The organism is Rhodococcus sp. NPDC058505 (assembly GCF_042720095.1).
Lineage (GTDB): Bacteria > Actinomycetota > Actinomycetes > Mycobacteriales > Mycobacteriaceae > Rhodococcus_G.
On sequence record NZ_JBHXNB010000011.1, the window covers coordinates 72,608 to 92,419 of the forward strand.

18 protein-coding genes, 3 tRNA genes and 2 pseudogenes are annotated in these 19,812 nt (G+C 68.4%); 12 read left to right on the forward strand and 11 right to left on the reverse strand.

Annotated features, from left to right (window positions below; translation table 11 throughout):
* Positions 1–217 precede the first annotated feature (217 nt).
* From ACFWPA_RS10980 to ACFWPA_RS10995, 4 genes are all read left to right on the forward strand, one after another.
* A complete protein-coding gene (locus ACFWPA_RS10980; RefSeq protein ID WP_378570155.1) occupies positions 218–916 on the forward strand; it encodes a ScbR family autoregulator-binding transcription factor in 699 nt (232 codons plus the stop codon).
* 81 nt (positions 917–997) lie between these two features.
* Positions 998–1,070 (forward strand) — tRNA-Glu (locus ACFWPA_RS10985).
* A 95-nt stretch (positions 1,071–1,165) separates the two neighbouring features.
* Positions 1,166–1,239 (forward strand) — tRNA-Asp (locus tag ACFWPA_RS10990).
* 36 nt (positions 1,240–1,275) lie between these two features.
* Positions 1,276–1,352 (forward strand) — tRNA-Phe (locus ACFWPA_RS10995).
* A 68-nt stretch (positions 1,353–1,420) separates the two neighbouring features.
* On the opposite strand, the gene katG is transcribed toward ACFWPA_RS10995, so the two are convergent.
* From katG to ACFWPA_RS11010, 3 genes are all read right to left on the reverse strand, one after another.
* Entirely contained in the window at positions 1,421–3,649 is a 2,229-nt protein-coding gene (katG, locus tag ACFWPA_RS11000) for a catalase/peroxidase HPI (protein ID WP_378570156.1), read from the reverse strand.
* A gap of 211 nt (positions 3,650–3,860) precedes the next feature.
* The gene (locus tag ACFWPA_RS11005; RefSeq protein ID WP_378570157.1) at positions 3,861–5,072 is read right to left on the reverse strand and encodes a globin domain-containing protein; all 1,212 of its coding nucleotides are present in this window, start codon (positions 5,070–5,072) and stop codon (positions 3,861–3,863) included.
* A gap of 73 nt (positions 5,073–5,145) precedes the next feature.
* Complete coding sequence (locus ACFWPA_RS11010; RefSeq protein ID WP_378570158.1) at positions 5,146–6,045, reverse strand: pseudouridine synthase; 900 nt, start codon at positions 6,043–6,045, stop codon at positions 5,146–5,148.
* A 165-nt stretch (positions 6,046–6,210) separates the two neighbouring features.
* Between ACFWPA_RS11010 and ACFWPA_RS11015 the strand changes: the two genes are divergently transcribed.
* On the forward strand, positions 6,211–8,220 hold the full coding sequence (locus tag ACFWPA_RS11015) for a CocE/NonD family hydrolase (protein ID WP_378570159.1): 2,010 nt from the start codon (positions 6,211–6,213) through the stop codon (positions 8,218–8,220).
* 3 nt (positions 8,221–8,223) lie between these two features.
* On the opposite strand, the gene ACFWPA_RS11020 is transcribed toward ACFWPA_RS11015, so the two are convergent.
* Entirely contained in the window at positions 8,224–9,336 is a 1,113-nt protein-coding gene (locus ACFWPA_RS11020; protein ID WP_378570160.1) for a Gfo/Idh/MocA family protein, read from the reverse strand.
* A gap of 81 nt (positions 9,337–9,417) precedes the next feature.
* Here ACFWPA_RS11020 and ACFWPA_RS11025 point away from each other — a divergent pair, with 81 nt between their 5' ends.
* Positions 9,418–10,296 (forward strand): oxidoreductase, encoded by an 879-nt coding sequence (locus ACFWPA_RS11025; protein WP_378570161.1) that lies wholly within the window; start codon positions 9,418–9,420, stop codon positions 10,294–10,296.
* A gap of 6 nt (positions 10,297–10,302) precedes the next feature.
* A complete protein-coding gene (locus ACFWPA_RS11030) occupies positions 10,303–10,830 on the forward strand; it encodes a VOC family protein (RefSeq protein WP_378570162.1) in 528 nt (175 codons plus the stop codon).
* Positions 10,831–10,873: 43 nt separating this feature from the next.
* Here ACFWPA_RS11030 and ACFWPA_RS11035 read toward each other — a convergent pair whose 3' ends face one another.
* Positions 10,874–11,515, reverse strand: a complete 642-nt coding sequence (locus tag ACFWPA_RS11035) for a dihydrofolate reductase family protein (RefSeq protein WP_378570163.1) — start codon at positions 11,513–11,515, stop codon at positions 10,874–10,876.
* A 108-nt stretch (positions 11,516–11,623) separates the two neighbouring features.
* On the opposite strand from ACFWPA_RS11035, the gene ACFWPA_RS11040 reads away from it, so the two are divergent.
* Together ACFWPA_RS11040 and ACFWPA_RS11045 are read left to right on the forward strand one after the other, a co-directional pair.
* The gene (locus ACFWPA_RS11040; protein ID WP_378570164.1) at positions 11,624–12,247 is read left to right on the forward strand and encodes an IMPACT family protein; all 624 of its coding nucleotides are present in this window, start codon (positions 11,624–11,626) and stop codon (positions 12,245–12,247) included.
* A 148-nt stretch (positions 12,248–12,395) separates the two neighbouring features.
* Positions 12,396–12,738 (forward strand): annotated as a pseudogene (locus tag ACFWPA_RS11045) (DNA alkylation repair protein); the annotation flags it as partial.
* A gap of 63 nt (positions 12,739–12,801) precedes the next feature.
* On the opposite strand, the gene ACFWPA_RS11050 reads toward ACFWPA_RS11045, so the two are convergent.
* The 3 genes from ACFWPA_RS11050 to ACFWPA_RS11060 all read right to left on the reverse strand — a co-directional run bounded on the left by ACFWPA_RS11050 (position 12,802) and on the right by ACFWPA_RS11060 (position 14,724).
* Positions 12,802–13,335 carry a glutathione peroxidase gene (locus ACFWPA_RS11050; RefSeq protein ID WP_378570165.1) on the reverse strand — a complete coding sequence of 178 codons (534 nt, stop codon included), beginning with the start codon at positions 13,333–13,335 and terminating at the stop codon, positions 12,802–12,804.
* 162 nt (positions 13,336–13,497) lie between these two features.
* Positions 13,498–14,121 carry a superoxide dismutase gene (locus ACFWPA_RS11055; protein ID WP_378509043.1) on the reverse strand — a complete coding sequence of 208 codons (624 nt, stop codon included), beginning with the start codon at positions 14,119–14,121 and terminating at the stop codon, positions 13,498–13,500.
* 51 nt (positions 14,122–14,172) lie between these two features.
* Positions 14,173–14,724 (reverse strand): flavin reductase family protein, encoded by a 552-nt coding sequence (locus ACFWPA_RS11060; protein WP_378570166.1) that lies wholly within the window; start codon positions 14,722–14,724, stop codon positions 14,173–14,175.
* 744 nt (positions 14,725–15,468) lie between these two features.
* Here ACFWPA_RS11060 and rsgA point away from each other — a divergent pair.
* Both rsgA and ACFWPA_RS11070 read left to right on the forward strand, forming a co-directional pair.
* The gene (gene rsgA, locus ACFWPA_RS11065; RefSeq protein ID WP_378570167.1) at positions 15,469–16,551 is read left to right on the forward strand and encodes a ribosome small subunit-dependent GTPase A; all 1,083 of its coding nucleotides are present in this window, start codon (positions 15,469–15,471) and stop codon (positions 16,549–16,551) included.
* 130 nt (positions 16,552–16,681) lie between these two features.
* On the forward strand, positions 16,682–17,194 hold the full coding sequence (locus ACFWPA_RS11070) for a GNAT family N-acetyltransferase (RefSeq protein ID WP_378570168.1): 513 nt from the start codon (positions 16,682–16,684) through the stop codon (positions 17,192–17,194).
* Between the two features lie 386 nt (positions 17,195–17,580).
* Here the strand turns inward: ACFWPA_RS11070 and ACFWPA_RS11075 are convergent, their stop codons facing one another.
* Entirely contained in the window at positions 17,581–18,078 is a 498-nt protein-coding gene (locus ACFWPA_RS11075) for a DinB family protein (RefSeq protein ID WP_378570169.1), read from the reverse strand.
* Positions 18,079–18,101: 23 nt separating this feature from the next.
* Positions 18,102–18,755: a class I SAM-dependent methyltransferase gene (locus tag ACFWPA_RS11080; protein WP_378570170.1), complete on the reverse strand. Its 654-nt coding sequence runs from the start codon at positions 18,753–18,755 to the stop codon at positions 18,102–18,104.
* 60 nt (positions 18,756–18,815) lie between these two features.
* Here ACFWPA_RS11080 and ACFWPA_RS11085 point away from each other — a divergent pair, with 60 nt between their 5' ends.
* Positions 18,816–19,421: a helix-turn-helix domain-containing protein gene (locus ACFWPA_RS11085; protein ID WP_378570171.1), complete on the forward strand. Its 606-nt coding sequence runs from the start codon at positions 18,816–18,818 to the stop codon at positions 19,419–19,421.
* A 119-nt stretch (positions 19,422–19,540) separates the two neighbouring features.
* On the opposite strand, the pseudogene ACFWPA_RS11090 reads toward ACFWPA_RS11085, so the two are convergent.
* A pseudogene (locus tag ACFWPA_RS11090) lies at positions 19,541–19,765 on the reverse strand (MarR family transcriptional regulator); the annotation flags it as partial.
* Between the last annotated feature and the right edge of the window lie 47 nt (positions 19,766–19,812).

Consider the following 19,812-nt stretch of genomic DNA (forward strand, 5'->3'; position numbering starts at 1 on the left):
CACCCCCCTCCGGCGCACCCGAGCCAACCAAAGCGTACCACCTGGTGTGTTACGGCAGGTCGCTTACCTTACTTGCCGGTAGCATCTTGCGTCCCGTTCGGCGGTGTGGTGGTGCGCCCAAATCGCGGTTGCCGGGGTTAGGGTTGATCGAGGTCTTCTGTGGCCTGTCGGGGCGCACCAATTCGACTTGCAGGTTTCGGAGGCGGGACAAGCTCACATGGCACGTCAACAGGAACGCGCGCGGCGGACCCGCGCGGCGATCGTCGAGGCCGCGGCGGTCGAGTTCGCCCGACGCGGATACGCGGCGGCATCGGTGAACACCATCCTTGAGGGCTCCCATGCGACCAAGGGGGCGATGTACTTCCACTTCGATTCGAAAGAGGACCTCGCGCGCGCGGTCATGGCTGCCGCGCTCGAGCGGTACACCGAATCGACCGACCGGTGGAAGCGCGTCGATGCCGACCCCCTTCAAGTGCTGCACGCGATCATCGCCGAACTGGCGGACCGATTCGCCGACGAGGTGATCGTCCAGGCGGAGTTCCGGCTCATCATCGAGCCGGAGTTCTACTCCGACGTGCGCGCCGGGGGCAGTCAGGTGTGGGGACACACCGCGCACGAGCTGGTGCTGCGGGCCCAGCGGGAGGGTCTGCTGCGGCCGGATGCGGATCCGGTGGTGTTCTCCCGGGTGTTGGGGGCCTGCCTTGCCGGTCAGCGCTACATGCTCGACCTGACCACGGACAGCACCGGCCTGCGGGAGCGGTTCGACGAGGCATTCGAGGTGCTGCTGCAGGCGATGGCGGCCGAGGACTGGCTTGAGGCATGGCGCAGGGAGGGCTGGCAGGACCTCGCATCGCTCGCCACCGCCGCCGCAACGGCCGAAAACGCCTCGGAAACCGGCGATGACCAGCCGATTTGAGTTCTCCGAAAGATGTGTCCTAAGCTATGCGAGCTCCCAACGGAACAGCCGTTGAGGGTACTTGCCGGAGAGATCCGGCGGGCCCCCTTCGTCTAGCGGCCTAGGACGCCGCCCTTTCAAGGCGGTAGCGCGGGTTCGAATCCCGTAGGGGGTACGGATTTGGGAAGTAGCGGGTTCGCCTGCTAGGTTTCAAACCGAGCAAGACCGAGGGCCACAGCCAGTGGGTCTCACAATAAAGAGGTACAGCAAGGCCCTGTGGCGCAGTTGGTTAGCGCGCCGCCCTGTCACGGCGGAGGTCGCGGGTTCGAGTCCCGTCAGGGTCGCTTAGTAAGCGAAGGCATTCGGTTCGGGTGCCGCCCGGCCAGGTAGCTCAGTTGGTACGAGCGTCCGCCTGAAAAGCGGAAGGTCGCCGGTTCGATCCCGGCCCTGGCCACCAGGCCATGAAACTCCCAACTCATCCGAGTTGGGAGTTTCTGCGTTGTCGGGGACAGTGCTGGTCCGCGCTCAGTGAAGGTCGAATCGGTCCAGGTTCATCACCTTCACCCACGCGTCGATGAAGTCGTGCACGAATCGCGGACCCGCATCGTCGCAGGCGTAGACCTCCGCGAGGGCGCGCAGCTGAGAGTGCGAGCCGAAGACGAGGTCGACCGTGGTGGCCGTCCACCGGGCCACGCCGGTCCCGCGATCCCGGCCCTCGTAGACGTTCGCGTCGGACTCGGACGGGGTCCAGACCGTGCCCATGTCGAGAAGGTTGACGAAGAAGTCGGTGGTCAGCACGCCGGGCCGGTCGGTGAGGACGCCGTGCGGGCCGCCGCCGTGATTGGCGCCGAGGGCCCGGAGGCCACCGACGAGCACCGTCATCTCCGGCGCGGTCAGATCGAGCAGGTAGGCACGCTCTCGCAGCAACTGCTCCAGCGGAGCCTTTTCGTCGTCGCGGGCGTAGTTGCGGAATCCGTCGGCACGGGGTTCGAGGACCGCGAACGACGCCACGTCGGTGTCCGCCTGCGAGGCATCGGTACGCCCCGGCGCAAACGGCACCGTCACCTCGACGCCGGCGTCCTTCGCCGCCTGCTCGACGGCCGCGGACCCGGCGAGGACGATCAGGTCGGCCAGCGACACAGCCCGTCCTCCGCCTGCCGAGTCGTTGAAGTCCCGTCGAATCCGGTCAAGCACCGGCAGCACCTCGGCCAACTCGGTCGGCTGGTTCACCTCCCAGTCCTTCTGCGGTGCCAGCCGAATCCGTGCCCCGTTGGCGCCGCCGCGCTTGTCAGTGCTGCGGAAGCCTGCGGCCGCCGCCCACGCCGTCCGGACCAGCCGGTCCACCGACAGCCCCGACTGCAGCACGGCGGCCTTGAGCGTGGCGACGTCCCCGGCCTCGACCAGCGGGTGATCGACGGCGGGCACCGGGTCCTGCCAGAGTTGCGGTTCGGGCACCCACGGCCCGAGGTAGCGCGAGACCGGCCCCATGTCGCGGTGCAGCAGCTTGTACCAGGCCTTCGCGAAGGCGACGGCCAGTTCCTCGGGATGATCGAGCCACCGCCGGGTGATGTCGGCGTAGATCGGAGATTCGCGCAACGAGATGTCGGTGACCAGCATGGTGGGGGCCCGTCCCGGGCCGCCGAAGGGGTCCGGGATCGTGCCCGCTCCCGCACCGTCGCGCGCCACGTACTGCCACGCGCCCGCGGGGCTCTTCGTCAACTCCCACTCGTACCGATAGAGGATCTCGAGGAACGTGTTGTCCCACGTCGTCGGGGTTGGTGTCCACACCACCTCGAGCCCGCTGGTGATCGCGTCCGCGCCTGCGCCGGTGCCGTAGGCGCTCTTCCAGCCGAGGCCCTGCTCCTCGAGTGGGGCGGCCTCCGGCTCGGGCCCGATCAGGTCCGGGTCGCCGGCGCCGTGTGTCTTGCCGAAGGTGTGGCCGCCGACGATGAGTGCCGCGGTCTCCTCATCGTCCATCGCCATCCGCCCGAACGTTTCGCGGATATCGTGGGCTGCGGCAATCGGATCCGGTTGTCCCTCAGGGCCTTCGGGATTCACATAGATCAGGCCCATGGTCGTGGCGCCGAGCGGCTTCGCCAGTTCGCGCTCACCGCTGTAGCGCTTGTCGGTGCCAAGCCACTCGTCCTCGAGTCCCCAGAAGACCTCCTCGGGTTCCCAGATGTCCGGTCGACCGAACCCGAAGCCGAACGTCTCGAACCCCATCGACTCGAGCGCGCAGTTGCCTGCGAAGACGAGCAGGTCGGCCCAGGAGATCGACTGCCCATACTTCTGCTTGACCGGCCACAGCAGGCGCCGGGCCTTGTCCAGGCTGGCGTTGTCGGGCCAGCTGTTGAGCGGGGCGAAGCGTTGGGCGCCCTGTCCGGCGCCGCCGCGGCCGTCGGCGATGCGGTAGGTGCCCGCGCCGTGCCAGCTCATCCGGATGAACAGGCCACCGTAGTGGCCGTAGTCGGCGGGCCACCATTCCTGCGATGTCGTCATGAGATCGAACAGGTCGCGCTTGAGGGCCTCGACGTCGAGCTTCGCGAACTCGCTCGCGTAGTCGAAGTCCTCGCCCAGCGGGGTCGACCGGGACGAATGCGCGTGCAGGACCGACAGATCCAGCTGATTCGGCCACCAGTCCTGGTTGGTGTACGGGCGGTGTGCTCGGGGGGTTGGTGCGGCGATCACCGGATTCTCGCTGTCGCTACCCTCGGACCGGCGTTCCTTGGCGTTCGGCGTGCGTTCTTCGGACACGGCGTTCCTTCCCGGAGCGGATGAATCGACCCGTGCTCACGAAGGCGAGCGGGGCCTTCGAGACGTTGTGGATACCTAGTCAGAATGGCACTTTTCCGGAATCAGTCAACAGTCGTCTCGGCCCGGAGCGGAACGGTTCTGCCGTGGGAGGTCACGGAAACGGCGCGGCCCCGACTCGAGATCGAGTCGGGGCCGCACCGGGGGTCGGGATTTAGTTGGCCGGGGTCCAGCTGTCGGGGCCGAAGACCTCGTAGTGGATCGCCGAGTCGGGGACCTGCCGCTCAAGCAGGCTCGCGCGCACGGACTGCATGAACGGCATCGGGCCGCACAGGTAGACCTGGGTGCCGTCGATGATCTCGATACCGGACAGGTCGGCGCGGCCGGCGAACGTGCGCTCGTCCTGCGCCCGCTGACCGAGATCCTCGTACCACCGGTGCATGGTGGCGGACGGGATCTGCCCGACCAGCTCGGCCAGCTCCGCGCGGTGCGCGTGCCGGGCGGGGGAGCGGTCGGCATGCAGCACCGCGACCGGGCGGGCGGCGGCGGTGTCGGCGAGGTGGTTCAGCATGCCGATCATCGGGGTGCAGCCGATCCCGGCGGACACCAGCAGCAGCGGCGCGTCACCCTCGTCGAGGACGAGATCGCCGAAGGGAGTGGTGACGGACAGGGTGTCGCCCTCGAAGACATTCTGGTACAGGAAGTTCGAGACCTCGCCTGCCGGTGAGTCGGTGCCGTCGCCGGGGATCGCCTTGACGCTGATCTGCCAGTCCGCCGCGGTCGGGGAGCCGACCAGGCTGTACTGGCGGATCTGCCGGGCGCCGTCGGGGAGGGTGACGCCGACCGAGATGTACTGCCCCGGGCGGTACGACGGCAGCGGCGTCCCGTCCGCGGAGCCGAGGACGAAGGAGACGGTTTCGGGGGATTCGAGCACCCGGCGGGTCACCTTCACCTCGCGCCACACCTGGCCGGGCTCGACGCCCGCATCGGCGTAGAGGTCGCGCTCCATCGCGATGAGGGTGTTGGCCATCAGCCAGTACAGCTCGTCCCACGCCGCAGCGACCTCGGGGGTGACGGCCGCGCCGAGCACCTCGACGATCGCCTCGAAGAGGTACGTGTGGACGATCTGGTACTGATCCTCGGTGATCCCGAGCGACGCATGCTTGTTCGCGATCCGGGACATGATCAGATCGGTGCTCGGGGCGTCGTCGCTGACCTGGAGCGTCGCGAAGGCGGCGATCGAACCCGCCAGCGCCCGCTGCTGGTCGCCCTGCTTCTGGTTGCCTCGGTTGAACAGGTCGCGCTCCAGTTCGGGGTGCGCGGCGAACATCTTCTTGTAGAACAGGGGGGTGATGTCGCCGATGGCGGCACCGACGGCGGGGAGGGTCGCGCGGATGACTTCGGTGGACGCTGCTGAGAGGCTCATGATCCGAAGCTATTTAATTTGCATTTGAGATGCAAGATAGTGTGACGCAGGCCACGACGGCCTGTAGTAGGAATCAGGTCCAGGCGGTGAGGCGGCGTCGACTGGCGAACTCGCGGGGCAGCCCGGTCCGCGGGTCGGTGAACGCAACCGAGCGAGCCAGCAGCTGCAGTGGGTTCGAATAGTCATCGGGCGCAATGTCATACAGTGTTGGATAGAAGTTGTCCCCGATGATCGGGATGCCGAGTCCGTTGAGGTGCACCCGCAGCTGATGCATTTTGCCGGTGCGGGGAAGCAGGCGATACCGTCCGATCCCGCCGCGCGACTCGATCAGCTCGATCCGGGTCTCCGCGTTCGGGTCGCCGGGGACCTCGACACAGCGCAGATCGCCGTCCGGTTTGACGATGCGACTGCGCACCGTTTGCGGCAGGGCCAGATCCGGGTCGAACCGGGCGATCGCCTCGTACTCCTTGGCGACCCGCCGCTGCGCGAACAACTCCTGATAGTCCCGTCGCGCCGACGGCCGCACGGTGAAGACGAGGACGCCGGCGGTGACCCGGTCGAGGCGGTGTGCCGGGGTCAGGTCCGGCAGATCCAGGTCGCGGCGCAGCCGGACCAGCGCCGACTCCGTCACATGCCGCCCGCGCGGAGTGCTGGCCAGGAAGTGTGGCTTGTCGACGACGAGCAGGTCCTCGTCACGGTGCAGGATCTCGACCTCGAACGGCACGGGAGGCTCGACCGGTGGATCGCGGTACAGGAAGACGAACGTGTGGGCCCGGTACGGGGTTTCGGGTGTGACCGGGACGCCGTCCCCGGCAACCACCTCGGCCGCATCGACCTTCTCGCGCAGCCGTGCCGCGTCATCCGGGAATCGCGCGAGCAGGTACTCGAGCACCGTCGGCCAGGCACCGTCGCCGGGCAGCCGCAACCGCGTCGGGTTGAGGCCGTCACGCACGGGAAGCGGAGCGGCGGGCACCGGCCCACCGTATGCGGCTGCGCCGCCCGTGCGCGAGTTTTACCCCGATGGGGGTGAAATTCACGCACAGTTCGGTCGTTGACGCTGGTCGTGGCGGCGGCTACTCTCCGGTAGGTTTTGTGGCGCCCGTCACGGGGCCCATCGCGCGAGGGGGAGTCGGTGCGGATGCGTTCGAAGGTTCTCGGTTCGGTGTTGACGGTGCTGGCGCTCGGCGTCGGGTTCGCGGCCGTTCCCGCGGCGGCCGACCCGTCCGGGGGTGCGGCCGCCCGGCAGTGGCAGCTCACCGCGGATCAGGCACCGCGGTATCCGGGCGTTGCGATCGAGTGGGACGTGCCGATCACGATGAGCGACGGCACGGTGTTGCGGGCGAACGTCTACCGCCCCGCCGACGCCGTGGGGCGCGCGATTGAGGACAAGCTGCCCACCGTCCTCAACATCACCCCGTACACGAAACTGATCAGCGCCGTCGCCGACGCCGGCCTCGCGCTGCCCGGGGTCGAGGCAACCCTGGTGTCGTTCCTCAATCAGCTGAACCTCACCGGAACCCCGCTCGACGGGGTGACCGAATTGACCGGACTCGTCACCAGCGGCGGCATGAAGGCCTTCGGCGTCAACCGCGCACTGGTGCAGAGCGGCTACACCCAGGTCGTCGTCGACGCCCGCGGCACGGGCTTCTCGCAGGGGGTGTGGGACGTGCTCGGGCCGCGCGAACAGCAGGACAGCGTCGAGATCATCGACTGGGCGAGCAGGCAACCGTGGTCGGACGGCGCGGTGGGGATGGGCGGCGTCTCCTACTCCGGCATCAACTCGGTGCAGGCCGCCGGTCACCGCCCGCCCGCGTTGAAGGCGATCTTCCCGGTCGAGCCGGGCAACGACCTGCTGCGCGACATCGTCGGCACCGGAGGCGGCCTCGGCGTCGGCTTCATGCCGATGTGGCTCGCGCTGGTCGACGGGCTCAAGCTGGTGCCGAACGCGCAGGACGTGCTGCGCGGCACCGTCGACCAGCGCTGGCTCGCGGACCGTCTCGCCGACCCGTTCACGATGATTCCCGAACTCGTGCAGGCGGTGTCGGAGCCGGACATCGCCGACATGACCCCCTCGACGATGGCGGTCGCGCAGGACGGGCCCTTCTACCAGGACCGCCGGGCCGACCTCGACCGCATCGAGGTGCCGACCATGGTGTTCGGTGGCTGGCACGACATCTTCGCCAACAGCGAGCCGCGGATCTACAACGGCATCGACCTGCCGCCCGGCCGCAAGCAGCTGGTCATGGGTGACACCTACCACCTGAATCCGGGGCAGGGCTTCGGGACCGCCGGTTCCCCGCCCCGCATCGACGTCCTCGAGCGGGCCTGGTTCGACCGGTGGCTCAAGGGAATCGACAACGGGATCGAGAAGTACGGACCGGTCACGCTGTGGCAGCAGGGCGGCGGCTGGACCACCACCGACCGCTTCCCCAGGGCCGGTGCGCAGTACCAGCGTCTGTACCTGTCGGCGGCACCGAGCGGGACCGCCGGGCACAGCGGGCACGACGGCAGCCTCACCACACAGGCACCCGGTGAGGCCGCCCGCCTGACCGTCGCGCCCGGGGCGCGCGGATTGTGTTCGCGGGACGCCGCGCAGGGCACCGCCGGGATGCTGGTCGTGCTGGGATCGGTGTGCACCAAGGACTCCCGGATCCAGGAGGCGGAGGGCCTGACCTTCACCGGCGCACCCGTTACCGAACCCACCGTGATCTCCGGGCCGATCAACGTGCACCTCAACACCGTTCACGACACCACCGACGGGTTCTGGGCGGTCACCGTCAACGACGTCGCCCCCGACGGGCGGTCCACGGTGCTGACGAGCGGTGCGCTGACCTCGTCATTGCGGGCGGTCGACGACGCGCGGTCGGAGAAGGCGCCGAACGGGGACTACACCGACGCCCACCACCGCCTGACCCTCGCGACGCGGCAGCCGACCGTGCCGGGACAGCCGACGGTGCTCGACGTGAACATGGTCCCCACCGATGCCGTGCTGGCGCCCGGGCACCGACTCCGGGTGGACGTGTACGCGCTGAGCGTGCCGCGATACCTGCCCCTCGGCCCGATGCTTGCCGCAAGCGGGCTGCGTCCGCAGCACCTCCAGCTCGACCCGACACAACCGAGCTACGTGACCTTCCCGACCGTCGGCTGACGGTCAGGGCAGGTCGGCGATCCGGACCGACCTGCCCTCCGCAGCGGACCGTCGGATTGCATCCAGCACCGCCTGCCCGGCCACGCCGTCCGCGAAGGTCGCCGGGCGCGGCTCGTTCGGTCCGAGTGCCTCACCGAGGATGCGGCGGCGGAAGGCGTCCGCGAGCCGGGTGTAGGGGGCGCGGTCGATGCCGGTCGCGTGCAGCCAGTCGTAGGTGGTGGAGAACAGGTCGAACGGGGGCGGCACGGGGCCCGGTGTCGCCAGGTCGTCCGGAACGGGAACGTCGTGCTCGCCATCGGCGCCCGCCCGCCGGACGGTGGCTCCGTCGATCCACAGGCTTCCTGTCGTGCCCGCGATGCGGGTGGTCATGATGAGCGGCCCCCACGACCCGACGGTGCTCTGCAGGACACCGTCCACGCCGGTGACGGTACGGAAGTGCACGGTGAACGAGTCCTCGGCGGTCTGGCCGCGGTCGGCCACCACCGGCAGTCCGGCGCTGACGGTGTCGAATTCGCCGAGCGTGCTGCGGATCTGGTCGATCATGTGGGTGCCCTGCGCGCCCAGCCAGCCGCCGCCGGACGCCCCGTCGGTCCACCAGTCGGGTGCCTCGGCGTCGTCCGCAGCGAACATCGGGAGGTGCATCAGCATCGTCGCCAGCTTCGGGGTGCCGATCGTCCCCGCCGCCACCTCCCTGGCCAGCAGCGCCTGCGCAGGGGCGTAACGGAACTCGGTCCCGACCTGATGCACCACCCCGGCCCGCTCGACGGCGTCGAGCATCCGCCTCGCCTGCGCCAGATCCGCGGCGAACGGCTTCTCGCACACCACGTGCAGTCCGCGTTCGGCGGCCTCGATCGCCAGGTCGGCATGGGTGTGCGGCGGCGTGACGATGGTGACGGCGTCGATCTCGGTCAGCGCACACGCCTCCGCCAACGAGGTGGCTGCGTGGGGGATGCCGAACCGTTCGGCGCGCGCGGCGGTGCGGTCGTGGTCGCGGCCGATCAGGACACGGACCTCGAATCCGGCGTCGCGGAAGGCGGGAACGTGGGTGATGCAGCCGAATCCGGTGCCGATCACGGCGAGTCCGATGGGCTGGCGAGGGGGCTGGGCGTCGGTCATGGGACGCGACGATAGCCGCTCCGCCGACCCCCGGCTCTTCCCCGGGTTCCGGAAATCCGGCGTCGACGTACCCTGGGCCACATGGGGAACTGGACCGCGCGTGACATCACCGATCAGACCGGACGCACCGTCGTGGTGACCGGAGCCAACAGCGGGCTCGGGGCGGAGGCGGCGAAGGCCCTCGGGGCCGCGGGTGCGACCGTGATCCTGGCCTGCCGGAACGTGGCCAAGGCCGCGCCGGTCGCGGCGGCGATCGGCGCGAACGCGCAGGTGCGCCCGCTGGACCTCGCGGACCTGGCATCGGTGCGAAAGTTCGCGGACGGCATCGAGGCGGTGGACGTGCTGATCAACAACGCCGGCGTGATGGCGGTGCCGAAGTCCAGCACTGTCGACGGGTTCGAGACACAGTTCGGCACCAATCACCTCGGGCACTTCGCGCTCACCGGACTGCTCCTCGACCGGATCACCGACCGGGTGGTGACGATGTCGAGCCTGATGCACCGCATCGGGGCGATCGCGCTCGACGATCCGAACTGGCAACGGCGGCGGTACGGCCGCTGGTTCGCCTACGGGCAGTCGAAGCTGGCGAACCTGATGTTCGCGTACGAGCTGGATCGTCGGCTGACCGCCGCCGGTTCGGCCGTGAAATCGCTTGCCGCGCACCCGGGGTACGCGTCGACCGGGCTGCAGGGCCACACCGGGTCGCCGTGGGATCGGGTGATGGGGATCGGAAATCTGTTCGCGCAGAGTGCCGAGATGGGTGCGCTGCCCGCGCTGTACGCGGCGACATCCGATTCGGTGTCCTCCGGCACCTTCGTTGGTCCGGACGGACCGTTCGAGCAGCGCGGACATCCCCGGGTGGTGGGTTCCAGCGCCCGATCCCACGATCGGGCGGTGGCCGCCTCGCTGTGGGACGAGTCGGAGCGGCTGACCGGCGTCACCTACCGGTTCGGGAAGTAGGCCACGATGATTCGCCGTCTCAATCATGCCGTCCTGTTCGTCTCCGACCTCGATCGCAGTCTCGCGTTCTATCGGGACGTGCTCGGGTTTCGGCAGTTGCCGGGGGGATTCTCGGGTGCCGCGTTCCTGCAGGCCGCCGGGTCGGCGAACGATCATGACCTCGGGCTCTTCCAGAGTCCGCACGCGCCGGGCGTGCGCAGGCCCGGCGAGGTGGGGCTCTACCACCTGGCGTGGGAGGTGGGGACGCTCACCGACCTGGCGGGGATGGCGGACCGACTCACGGCCGCGGGTGCCCTGACCGGGGCGAGTAACCACGGCTCGACGAAGGCGCTCTATGCCCGCGATCCCGACGGCATCGAGTTCGAGGTGTGTTGGCTGGTGCCCGACGACCGGGTGGAGGAGGAGTTGGTTCCGGGGACGCCCCCGACGCGGCCCCTGGACCTCGGCGCGGAGATCGAACGGTACGGCGCCGACACACTGAGCGGGCCGCGCACCGATCCGACGGTGTGGGAACGGATCTTCGCGCGACGCTGAGGTGAGTCGGACGGTCTCGACGGGATCCGGGTGGGGTCCGCCGTCACCTGCGCCAGAACAGGTGGTGGGTAATCCCGCTGGGACTGGGCACAACGTCCAGCTGGAACCGGTCGCGGAGATCGTCCGGGGACTCCCACAGCCGCAGCCCGGATCCGAACTCGATCGGCGCGACCGCCACGTGCAGGGTGTCGACGAGATCCGCGTCGAGGAATTCCCGGATGGTGGTGACGCCACCGCCGAGCCGAACGTCCCTGCCCCGTGCCGCCTCCCGCGCCCGGTCGAGCACCGTCGCCGGATCACCATCGACAAAGTGAAATGTGGTGTCGGACAGGGAGAACGAGGGACGCGGATGGTGTGTCATGACGAACACCGGGGTGTGGAAGGGTGGTTCGTCCCCCCACCATCCGAACCACTCCGGATCCGTCCATGGGCCGCGCTGCGGTCCGAACTTGTTGCGGCCCATGATCTCGGCCCCGATGTTGTGCGAGAAGTCCCGGGTGAAGTAGTCGTCGAGGCCGCGGCTGCCGCCGGAATCGGTGCGGTTCGGCCAACTGGCCGTCGCCCCTGCCCACGCCATCAGGTTGCCGTGGTCGAGCCCGAACGGACTCTCGAAACTCTGGTCGGGTCCGGCGGCAATGCCGTCGCTGGACACGGTGAAGTTCTGGACACGCAGTAGTTGGCTCACGTTCGTCTCCCCGCGGTCGAGGGTGGTGATCGGAAACTGTCCGCAACTCTACGTCGCGGCGGCAACCCCGGACGCCGCCGCAGGCAGCCGCGGCGGGAGGATGGAATCATGCCCTTCACGCTGCCCGCAGGCCCGGACGTCGAGGTGGAAACCGAGGTCAAGCATTCCCGGTTCCTCGCGGTGCTCCGCCGCGTCGACGGTCCGCAGGCCGCACAGGAGTTCCTCGACGAGCAACGTCGCCGGTATCACGATGCGCGACACCACTGTTGGGCCTACATCGCCGGGGACGAGCCGGCGCAGCGGGCCGAACGGTCCGGCGACGACGGAGAGCCCGGCGGCACCGCGGGGGTGCCGATGCTGCAGGTGCTGCGGGCCCGAGACCTCGTCGGTGTCGCGGCGGTCGTCACCCGCTACTTCGGCGGCGTCAAGCTCGGTGCAGGCGGACTCGTCCGGGCCTACTCGGGCGCGGTGGCCGCGGCCGTCGACGCCGCGAGCCTGGTCGGTCGCGAACGGCGCCACCTGCTGGCGGTGGACGTCGGGCACGACATCGCCGGGCGGGTGGAGGCGGACCTGCGGGGGCGTGGAGTCCCGGTCGTGGGCACCGCCTACGGCGCGGTCGTCACCCTCACGCTCGCCGCGGGTGATCCCGCGGAGCTGGCGACGGTAGTCGCTGAGGTCACCTCCGGCGCAGGGGAACTCGTGCCCGTGGGGGTGCGGTGGGTGGACGTGTGATCGACCGCTGCACGCGCAATCGCCGGTCCCGGCACGGCGGGGATGCGGCGGGCCCGCCAGCGTAGGCTGAGGGAACCGGTGAGGACAGGGAGGCGTGCGTGCCCGAGGTGACCGTGCCCGAGGTGATGGCCGAGCTGGCTGCGCTGGCGACGCCCGTACCCCCAAGGTGCAGGACTGGCTGGTCACCAACGTGGTGAAGCGGAGCCCCGCTGACCACCGACCGGGTGGTGAAGCGGCCGGACGGGCTCGACCTCGCGGCGCTCCTCGACACGATCGACGCCGAGATGAAGGACGCCCCGGACCGCCTGCAGTGGGCGATGAACAACTGCCTCGCCCAGATCGGGATCGAGCACCCCGACCAGCGCGACCGGGCTGTCGACATCGGTGAGCGCCTCGAGGTGCTCAAGGACTACCCGACACCACCGAAGTGCACGTCACCGTTCGCGCCCACCTGGATCGCGGAGATGGTCCGGCGCAGGGAGGCGCGGTAGCGCGGTCGACGACACCCGCCCCGAGGCGTCGGCCTCGGGGCGGGTGGGGAGTGCGGTGCTTGCCTAGCGCAATGCGGCGACTGCGGACTCGATCTCCGACGGCAGGACGGTCGGCTCGAAGCGCCGTACGACGGTCCCGTCGGGGTCGACGAGGAACTTGGTGAAGTTCCACTTGACCGCGTCGGTGCCGATCGACTCCGGCATCGTCTTGCTGACGTGGTCGTACAGGAAACCGTGGTCCGGACCGAAGTCGCCGGGTGCCTCGGCGCGCAGGTGCCGGTACAGCGGGTGCGCATCGTCGCCGTTGACGTCGATCTTGCCGTAGACCGGGAAGGTGACGTCGTAGTTGACCTTGCAGAACTCCTGAATCTCGGCGTCCGTGCCCGGCTCCTGACCCGCGAACTGGTTGCACGGGAAGCCGATCACCTGCAGGCCGAGCTCGTCGGACTTGCGGTTCAGTTCCTCGAGGCCCTCGTACTGCGGGGTCAGACCGCACTTGCTGGCGACGTTGACGATGAGCAGATACTTGCCTGCGTAGCCGCTCAAATCCTCGGTGGTGCCGTCAGCGGTCGCGACGGTGAAGCTGTGGACGCTCATGAACTCTTCCTCTGGGTCGTGCGGACGGGACGGAAACGATTCTCGTACATCGGGGACTCCGCGCGGAACCCGCGTCGCGGCAGCGTCGAACTGTGCGTGATGTTCACCCGGTCGGGTGGGGTCCCCCTGTGGGGAGAACATCACGCACGGGCCGTTAGGGGGTCAGGCGATCAGGCCTGCGGTGGCGGTGCGGGCCTTGTCGAAGCGGGCGGCGACGTCCGCCCAGTTGACGATGTTCCAGAAGGCGTTGACGTAGTCGCCCTTGACGTTCTGGTAGTCGAGGTAGAAGGCGTGCTCCCACATGTCGAGCATGAGCAGCGGGGTCAGGCCGATGGAGATGTTGCCCTGCTGGTCGTAGAGCTGGACGATGATCAGCCGCTGGCCGATGGAGTCCCAGGCGAGGATGGACCAGCCGGAGCCCTGGATGGCGTTGGCGTTGGCGTTGAAGTGGCTGCGGAACTTGTCGAAGCCGCCGAACTGGTCGTCGATCGCGGCGGCCAGTTCGCCTTCGGGCTTGTCGCCGCCGTTCGGGGAGAGGTTGTTCCAGAAGACGGTGTGGTTGGTGTGGCCGCCGAGGTGGAAGGCGAGGTTCTTCTCGTGCAGGTTCACCACGGGGGCGAGGGCGTCGGCGTCGCGGAGTTCCGCGAGCTTCTCGAGGGCGGTGTTGGCGCCTGCGACGTACGCGGCGTGGTGCTTGTCGTGGTGCAGCTCCATGATCTTGCCGGAGATGTGCGGCTCGAGGGCGGCGTAGTCGTAGGGCAGTTCAGGCAGCGTGTAGACGGACATGGGTGTTCCTCTCGATGGCCCCGGCCGGGTCGCCGGCGGGTGGGTGGCGAATCAGATGTCGAGCGTGTGGAATCGGCGATCGAGGTAGATCAACGGTCGTGCGGGGTCGGTGACCGCGATGCTCAGGACCCGGGCGAGCACGAGCGACGACGTGCCTGCGGGCACGATCCGCTCGATGCTGCAGCGCAGGGCGGCCCGCGCGTCGGGCAGGTAGGGCTCACCGGTGTCGAGCACGGCCCACCGCTGTTCGTCGGAGAAGCGGGCGGTGCCCGGTCGCGCGAAGGTGTCGGCGATCTCCCGGTGGGTGTCCGCGAGCAGATGCACGACGACGGTCGGGGAGTCGAGAACCGCTGTGGCACTACGGGAGGCGTGCATGACCGAGAAGGCGACCGTCGGTGGGTCGATGCTCACCGACGTGACGCTCGACGCGGTCAACCCGACCGGTCCCGCAGGGGACGCCGCGGAGATCAGCGACACCCCCGCGGGGTGGTGACGGAACGCCGTCGCGAAGGCCTCCGCCGTCGCCGCGGAGAAGCCGCGGGTGTCGGTCCGGTCGGCGTCGCGGTGCCCGGTCGGCACTGCCGTGCGGTGCGGTGCGGTCATGGGTTCCTCCGTCGTGTCGATCACGAGGCCGACGCTAAAAGCTCAAGTGGACTTGAGGTCAAGGAGATGTGGTGGGACACACACGTCCGTCCGGGATCGTGGCCAAGATTGTTGGCAATTGTTCCCGGATCCGCCGCATGACTTCCGGCGGTCTCCAACTCGGCCGAAGTGGACCGGCGCCACTGACTGCCCGCAGCAGTGCAGGGTTCGGGTGTGCCCGGGGACGGGCTCACCCTGGCCAGAATCCCATCTCCATCGACCACGTCACCGGGTTGACGGCCATTCGTTCTACTGCCACATCAGCTCCATTTCATCGAGAGTTCGTGTGTGCCCGATCCTGGGGTCACCTTGGCGTGCAGCTCGATTCGCATCCCGCGTGCGCGGTGCGCCAGCGGGGTTCGCTTGACCGCGGACATGCCCGCTCGCGAGGTGGAGGTAATCCACTGCACTCTTGTGATCGGTGGCCGCTCGCCTGGACGGTGTGTTGAGGCCGGTCATAAATCGTTGGCGGGTACTGCTGCCTGGTGTTAGGGTCGAGCTTCCGAGTTTGAGTGGTGCGAGAGATGGGAGGTGAGTTGATGATCGCGGTGAAGACCGCTGCCCTGTGCAGCGCCCGGACCATCCTCACGTCCCGGGCTCCGGTCTGATCGATTCCCACCGCCGGTAGCGGCGCGAACCGCACGTCGGCTCGTGGCCGCGGTGGCTTCGGTGTCCGAACGGGGCCCCTTTCCCAAGGGTCTGACTATGCATTCATCTCAACCCCTCTCGTCCACGTTCGATCTGTCCTCGCTCGGTTGGGACGACTCGTTCGCAGCGCTGTTTGTCGAGCATGCGGCCGTCGGTCTCCTTCCGGCCCGCGTCGTGCGGGTCGACCGCGGCTGCTGTGACACGTTTACCGCATCGGGTCCCGTCCGCGCGGATAGCGGGGCGGTCACCTCCCTCGACCCGGCCCATACTGTCTGCACAGGTGACTGGGCGGCGCTGCGCCCGGGTTCGGAACCGGAACTGGTGGCACTGCTGCCACGGCGCAGCGCAATCACCAGGGCCTCCTCGGATCGCACCTCCCACCAGCAAGTGTTGGCGGCGAACGTCGACTCTGTCATTATCGCGGTATCGCTTGCGGCACCGCTGAACGCGGGCCGGGTGGAGCGGCTGCTCGCGCTGGCCTGGGACAGCGGCGCGAAGCCGGTCGTGGTGCTCACCAAAGCCGACGTCGTCGACGACCCAGGTGAGGCTCTGGCCGCCATCACCGACCTGGCTCCCGGTGTGGACATTGTCACCACCAGTTCCACGACAGGTGCAGGTCTGGACGTTCTGTCGGAGGTGGCGACCGGGACCGCGGTCCTGCTCGGCCCGTCAGGGGCAGGAAAATCCACCCTAGCCAACGCTCTCATCGGCCGAGAATATATGGGCACCAAAGAAGTTCGGTTCAGCGACGGCAAGGGACGGCACACCACCGTGCACCGCGAGTTGCTGCCGCTACCCGGCGGCGGAGTGCTCATCGACACCCCGGGTTTGCGAGGTATCGGCTTGCAGGATGCCGCCGACGGAATCGAGCGGGTGTTCTCCGAGATCGAGAGCTACGCCCGGGACTGCGCCTTCGGTGACTGCGAACATCGCAGCGAACCCGGCTGCGCCGTACAGGAAGCCATCGTCGTCGGCATGCTGGATGTGGGCCGACTCGATCGGTACCGCAAGCTGCTGCGTGAAAGTGAGCGGGCGGCGGCCCGGGGGAGCGCCCGTCAGTCGAGCAAGGGCAGCAAGACCCAGAAGCAGATCACGCGGGACCTCCGCGCGACCTATCGATTCCGCGACCGCCAGCGCTGACGCCGCGGAAAGTGCACGCATCCGGGGGCCTCCCGGCGGCGTGTCCGTCGGCTTGCCGCAGGCACCTCCGCCAGCCAGCCTGCCGACGCCCGCACCGTGCAACTCGCCATCGCAAAGGAGAAGAACCGCTTTGAGCACTCACACCAACTGGATCACTCGCGCCGAAACCGATGCCGACATTCCAGCAATCCGCGAGATCAACCTCGGCGCATTCGAAACCGCTGAGGAGGCCGACCTCGTCGATGCCCTGCGCGTCGATCCGGCGTGGATAGCCGACCTGTCCATCCTTAGCGCAGGCCCGGACGGCAAGCCCGTCGGGTACGCACTACTGACTCGCTGTCACGTCGACGACACCCCGGCACTGTGCCTTGGGCCGTGCGCGGTCCGGCCCGAGTACCAGAAGACCGGGGCGGGTTCCGCCGCGATCCGCGCCGCTCTCGAGGCCGCCGCGCAGGCGGGCGAGCGCTTCGTGATCGTTCTCGGGCATCCTGCCTACTACCCGCGGTTCGGCTTCACCCGCGCCTCGGAGCACCGCATACGGCTGAGTATCGATGTCCCCGACGAGGCATTGATGGCACTGAGCCTCGACTCCGAACGGCTGCCCAGCGGCACCGTCCGCTACGCAGCACCCTTCGGCATCTAACGAGCCGAATTCTGCACCCTGGGCTCGCCCGCAGTCACGCAGGCGAGCCCAGGGCCCGTCGATATTCCCTGCCTCCGCGGGGTTCCCGCGTGGCACAAGCCAGATCCGACCCCGTAGCGCTTTCGCTCTGCACCACAACCTGCGCTGGCAAGTTCGCGCTCGTCGGTGCCGTGCCGCTGAGCAACATGACTGGTCGATCGAGAGCCGACGCAACCTCAGCCTTGAGGCCACAGGTTCTGATCACTTCTCCACCGAAGGCCGTTCCACCGTAAGCGATTTGCGGATAGACGAGTGCCAGGTACGCAAGGATGTCGTCGCTGACGCGCGCTTCGGGAATCCGCCGCTGGGACTGGAACGCGATGTGCCAGCTCAGTGAGCGCGTTTGGTCAGCGCCCGGTGGTGGCGTCGATGAGTTCGCGGAGAATGTCGGCGTGGCCGGCGTGGCGGCTGGTCTCCTCGATCATGTGGGTCAGCGCCCAGCGGACACTGGGTGCGGGCCTGCTCGACTGCGGCCGAGGGACGGGTGCGCCGAGGTCGGTGCACCCGTCGAGAACTCTGTTCGAGGCCGCAACCGCTTCCTGGTAGCGGGCGATGACGTCGGCCACACTGTCTGTTGGTGAGGCCCGGAAGGTGGCCTGCCAATCGGTGACGTTGTCCCCGAGGAACATTGAGCGCTCGACGAACGTCAGGTGATTGAGCAGTCCGAGCAGGTTCGTGCCCGACGGCACTGCCGCTGTTCGAATCTGTGGTTCTGGGGCACCGTCGACCTTCGCGGCGACCGCCGATCTGAGGTAGTCGAGGAATCCTCGCAGGGTCTCGGATTCACTGTTCCCGGTGCGGGGCGGCGGGGTGTCACGGCGGCGCATGCGATGGGAGGTGGGCACGTGGTCTCCTTCGTCAGGTCTGGTCAGATGGCGCGGCGGATGAGCAGGACGTGGTCGGTCACCTCGGCGGTGCGCCCATCGGGTGCGGTGGCGATCCGTCGGCGTGCTTCGGCACGCTCGATCGTCCACCCAGCCGGTTCCAGATCGATCCCCGCGGCAACCTCCTGTGGGCTCGGGAATCGGTGGTCGGGATCCTGGCCCCATGACCACGGCGCGGTGGAGCCGTGGTCGACGACCAGCAGTCGCCCACTCGGACGCAGTGCGTGCGCGGCCGTGCGCAGGATGGAGCTCCTGTCCAGATCGAAGGGGGTGTGCAGGTAGTGGGCGCAGACCAGGTCGAATCGACCCTGTGGGAAGGATTCGTGCAGGTCGTAGCGCCCGGCGAGGACGCGGTCACCCAGACCGTGCGCGACGGCCGCATCTGCCAATCGGGCGACTGCCACGGCCGATATATCGACGGCGGTGACCCGCCATTTCTGCCGGGCGAGCCACAGCGCGTCGCCGCCGTCACCACATCCGAGATCCAACGCGAGGCCGGGGGACAGACCCTCGACCGTTTCGGAGAGGACTTGATTCGGTTGCGGATCAAGGGCTTTCGGACGGTGTCCATAGACCCCGTCCCAGAAGGTGACCGCATCGGTGGTACTCATCAAGGCTCCGTTTCGTTCGGTGCGCACAGTCTCGCCGCGCTCCCCACGACCTGGCACCAAAACTTGCGGTTCTGGCACGATGGTCTCGTGGATCGCGAAACGGAAGATGTGCTCGACGTGGTGGGCCCGCGGCTGCGTGCACTGCGCCGCGAGCGGGGCCACACCCTCGCTGACCTCGCGGTGAGGACCGGGGTGTCGGAGAGCACGCTGTCGCGCCTCGAGAGCGGACAGCGAAGGGCGACACTGGAGTTGCTGCTGCCACTCGCCCGTACCTACGACGTCCCGCTGGACGATCTCGTCGGTGCGCCACGCACCGGCGACCCGCGGATCCATCTGAAGCCGATCCGACGGTCCGGGATGACCTTCGTGCCGCTGTCGCGGCGGCCGGGTGGGGTGCAGGCATTCAAGATGATCATCCCCGCTCAGCCGACGCTGCTCGAACCGACGCCGCAAACCCACGACGGCTTCGAATGGCTGTACGTGCTCAACGGTCACCTTCGCCTCGTGCTGGGCGAGCGTGACCTGACGCTACCGCCCGGTGAGGCCGCCGAGTTCGACACGTCCTTGCCCCACTGGCTCGGCAGCGCAGACGGCGGTGTGGTCGAGCTGCTTATCCTGTTCGGTTCACACGGAATGCGTGCGCACGTGCGTGCCGACGCTGAATACTCGTCTCATCGCAAGGGACGGCGTTGAGCCAGGCCGCAGAAGGTGTGGACCGCGTTACTGTTGAACGATGAATGCGTTACTTGCTTGGGCGCCAAGGGATGTCGTCGACGGTCGTCGGAGTGGCTCGCCGCGTACAAACGAACAAGCTATGCGCCGTCGTTGCTATCGCGCAGGGAACGGATCCTGCCCCGCACGATCCAGAACGCGTCTGACTGCTCGGTCTCGGTCATGCCGACCAGCATTCTGACCTCGACGGACCGGACCGCTACGGTCGCCGTCTCGAGGCTCCGCCGACCGCGAGGCGTGATCCGCGTGGGAAGTACCTTCCCGACGGGCGCCTCCGCAGGCCCTGTCGCAACCAGGTCACTCTCCGCGACCGCGCCTGACGGATTGACGCAGTGACTCGCTGTCCTCCTCG

Coding starts and splice junctions, on each gene's coding strand:
- ACFWPA_RS10980 (WP_378570155.1), top strand. CDS start 218: ATGGCACGTCAACAGGAACGCGCGCGGCGGACCCGCGCGGCGATCGTC.
- ACFWPA_RS11005 (WP_378570157.1), bottom strand. CDS start 5,072: ATGAGCCTCTCAGCAGCGTCCACCGAAGTCATCCGCGCGACCCTCCCC.
- ACFWPA_RS11015 (WP_378570159.1), top strand. CDS start 6,211: ATGCGTTCGAAGGTTCTCGGTTCGGTGTTGACGGTGCTGGCGCTCGGC.
- ACFWPA_RS11020 (WP_378570160.1), bottom strand. CDS start 9,336: ATGACCGACGCCCAGCCCCCTCGCCAGCCCATCGGACTCGCCGTGATC.
- ACFWPA_RS11025 (WP_378570161.1), top strand. CDS start 9,418: ATGGGGAACTGGACCGCGCGTGACATCACCGATCAGACCGGACGCACC.
- ACFWPA_RS11030 (WP_378570162.1), top strand. CDS start 10,303: ATGATTCGCCGTCTCAATCATGCCGTCCTGTTCGTCTCCGACCTCGAT.
- ACFWPA_RS11040 (WP_378570164.1), top strand. CDS start 11,624: ATGCCCTTCACGCTGCCCGCAGGCCCGGACGTCGAGGTGGAAACCGAG.
- ACFWPA_RS11050 (WP_378570165.1), bottom strand. CDS start 13,335: ATGAGCGTCCACAGCTTCACCGTCGCGACCGCTGACGGCACCACCGAG.
- ACFWPA_RS11055 (WP_378509043.1), bottom strand. CDS start 14,121: ATGTCCGTCTACACGCTGCCTGAACTGCCCTACGACTACGCCGCCCTC.
- ACFWPA_RS11060 (WP_378570166.1), bottom strand. CDS start 14,724: ATGACCGCACCGCACCGCACGGCAGTGCCGACCGGGCACCGCGACGCC.
- rsgA (WP_378570167.1), top strand. CDS start 15,469: ATGCATTCATCTCAACCCCTCTCGTCCACGTTCGATCTGTCCTCGCTC.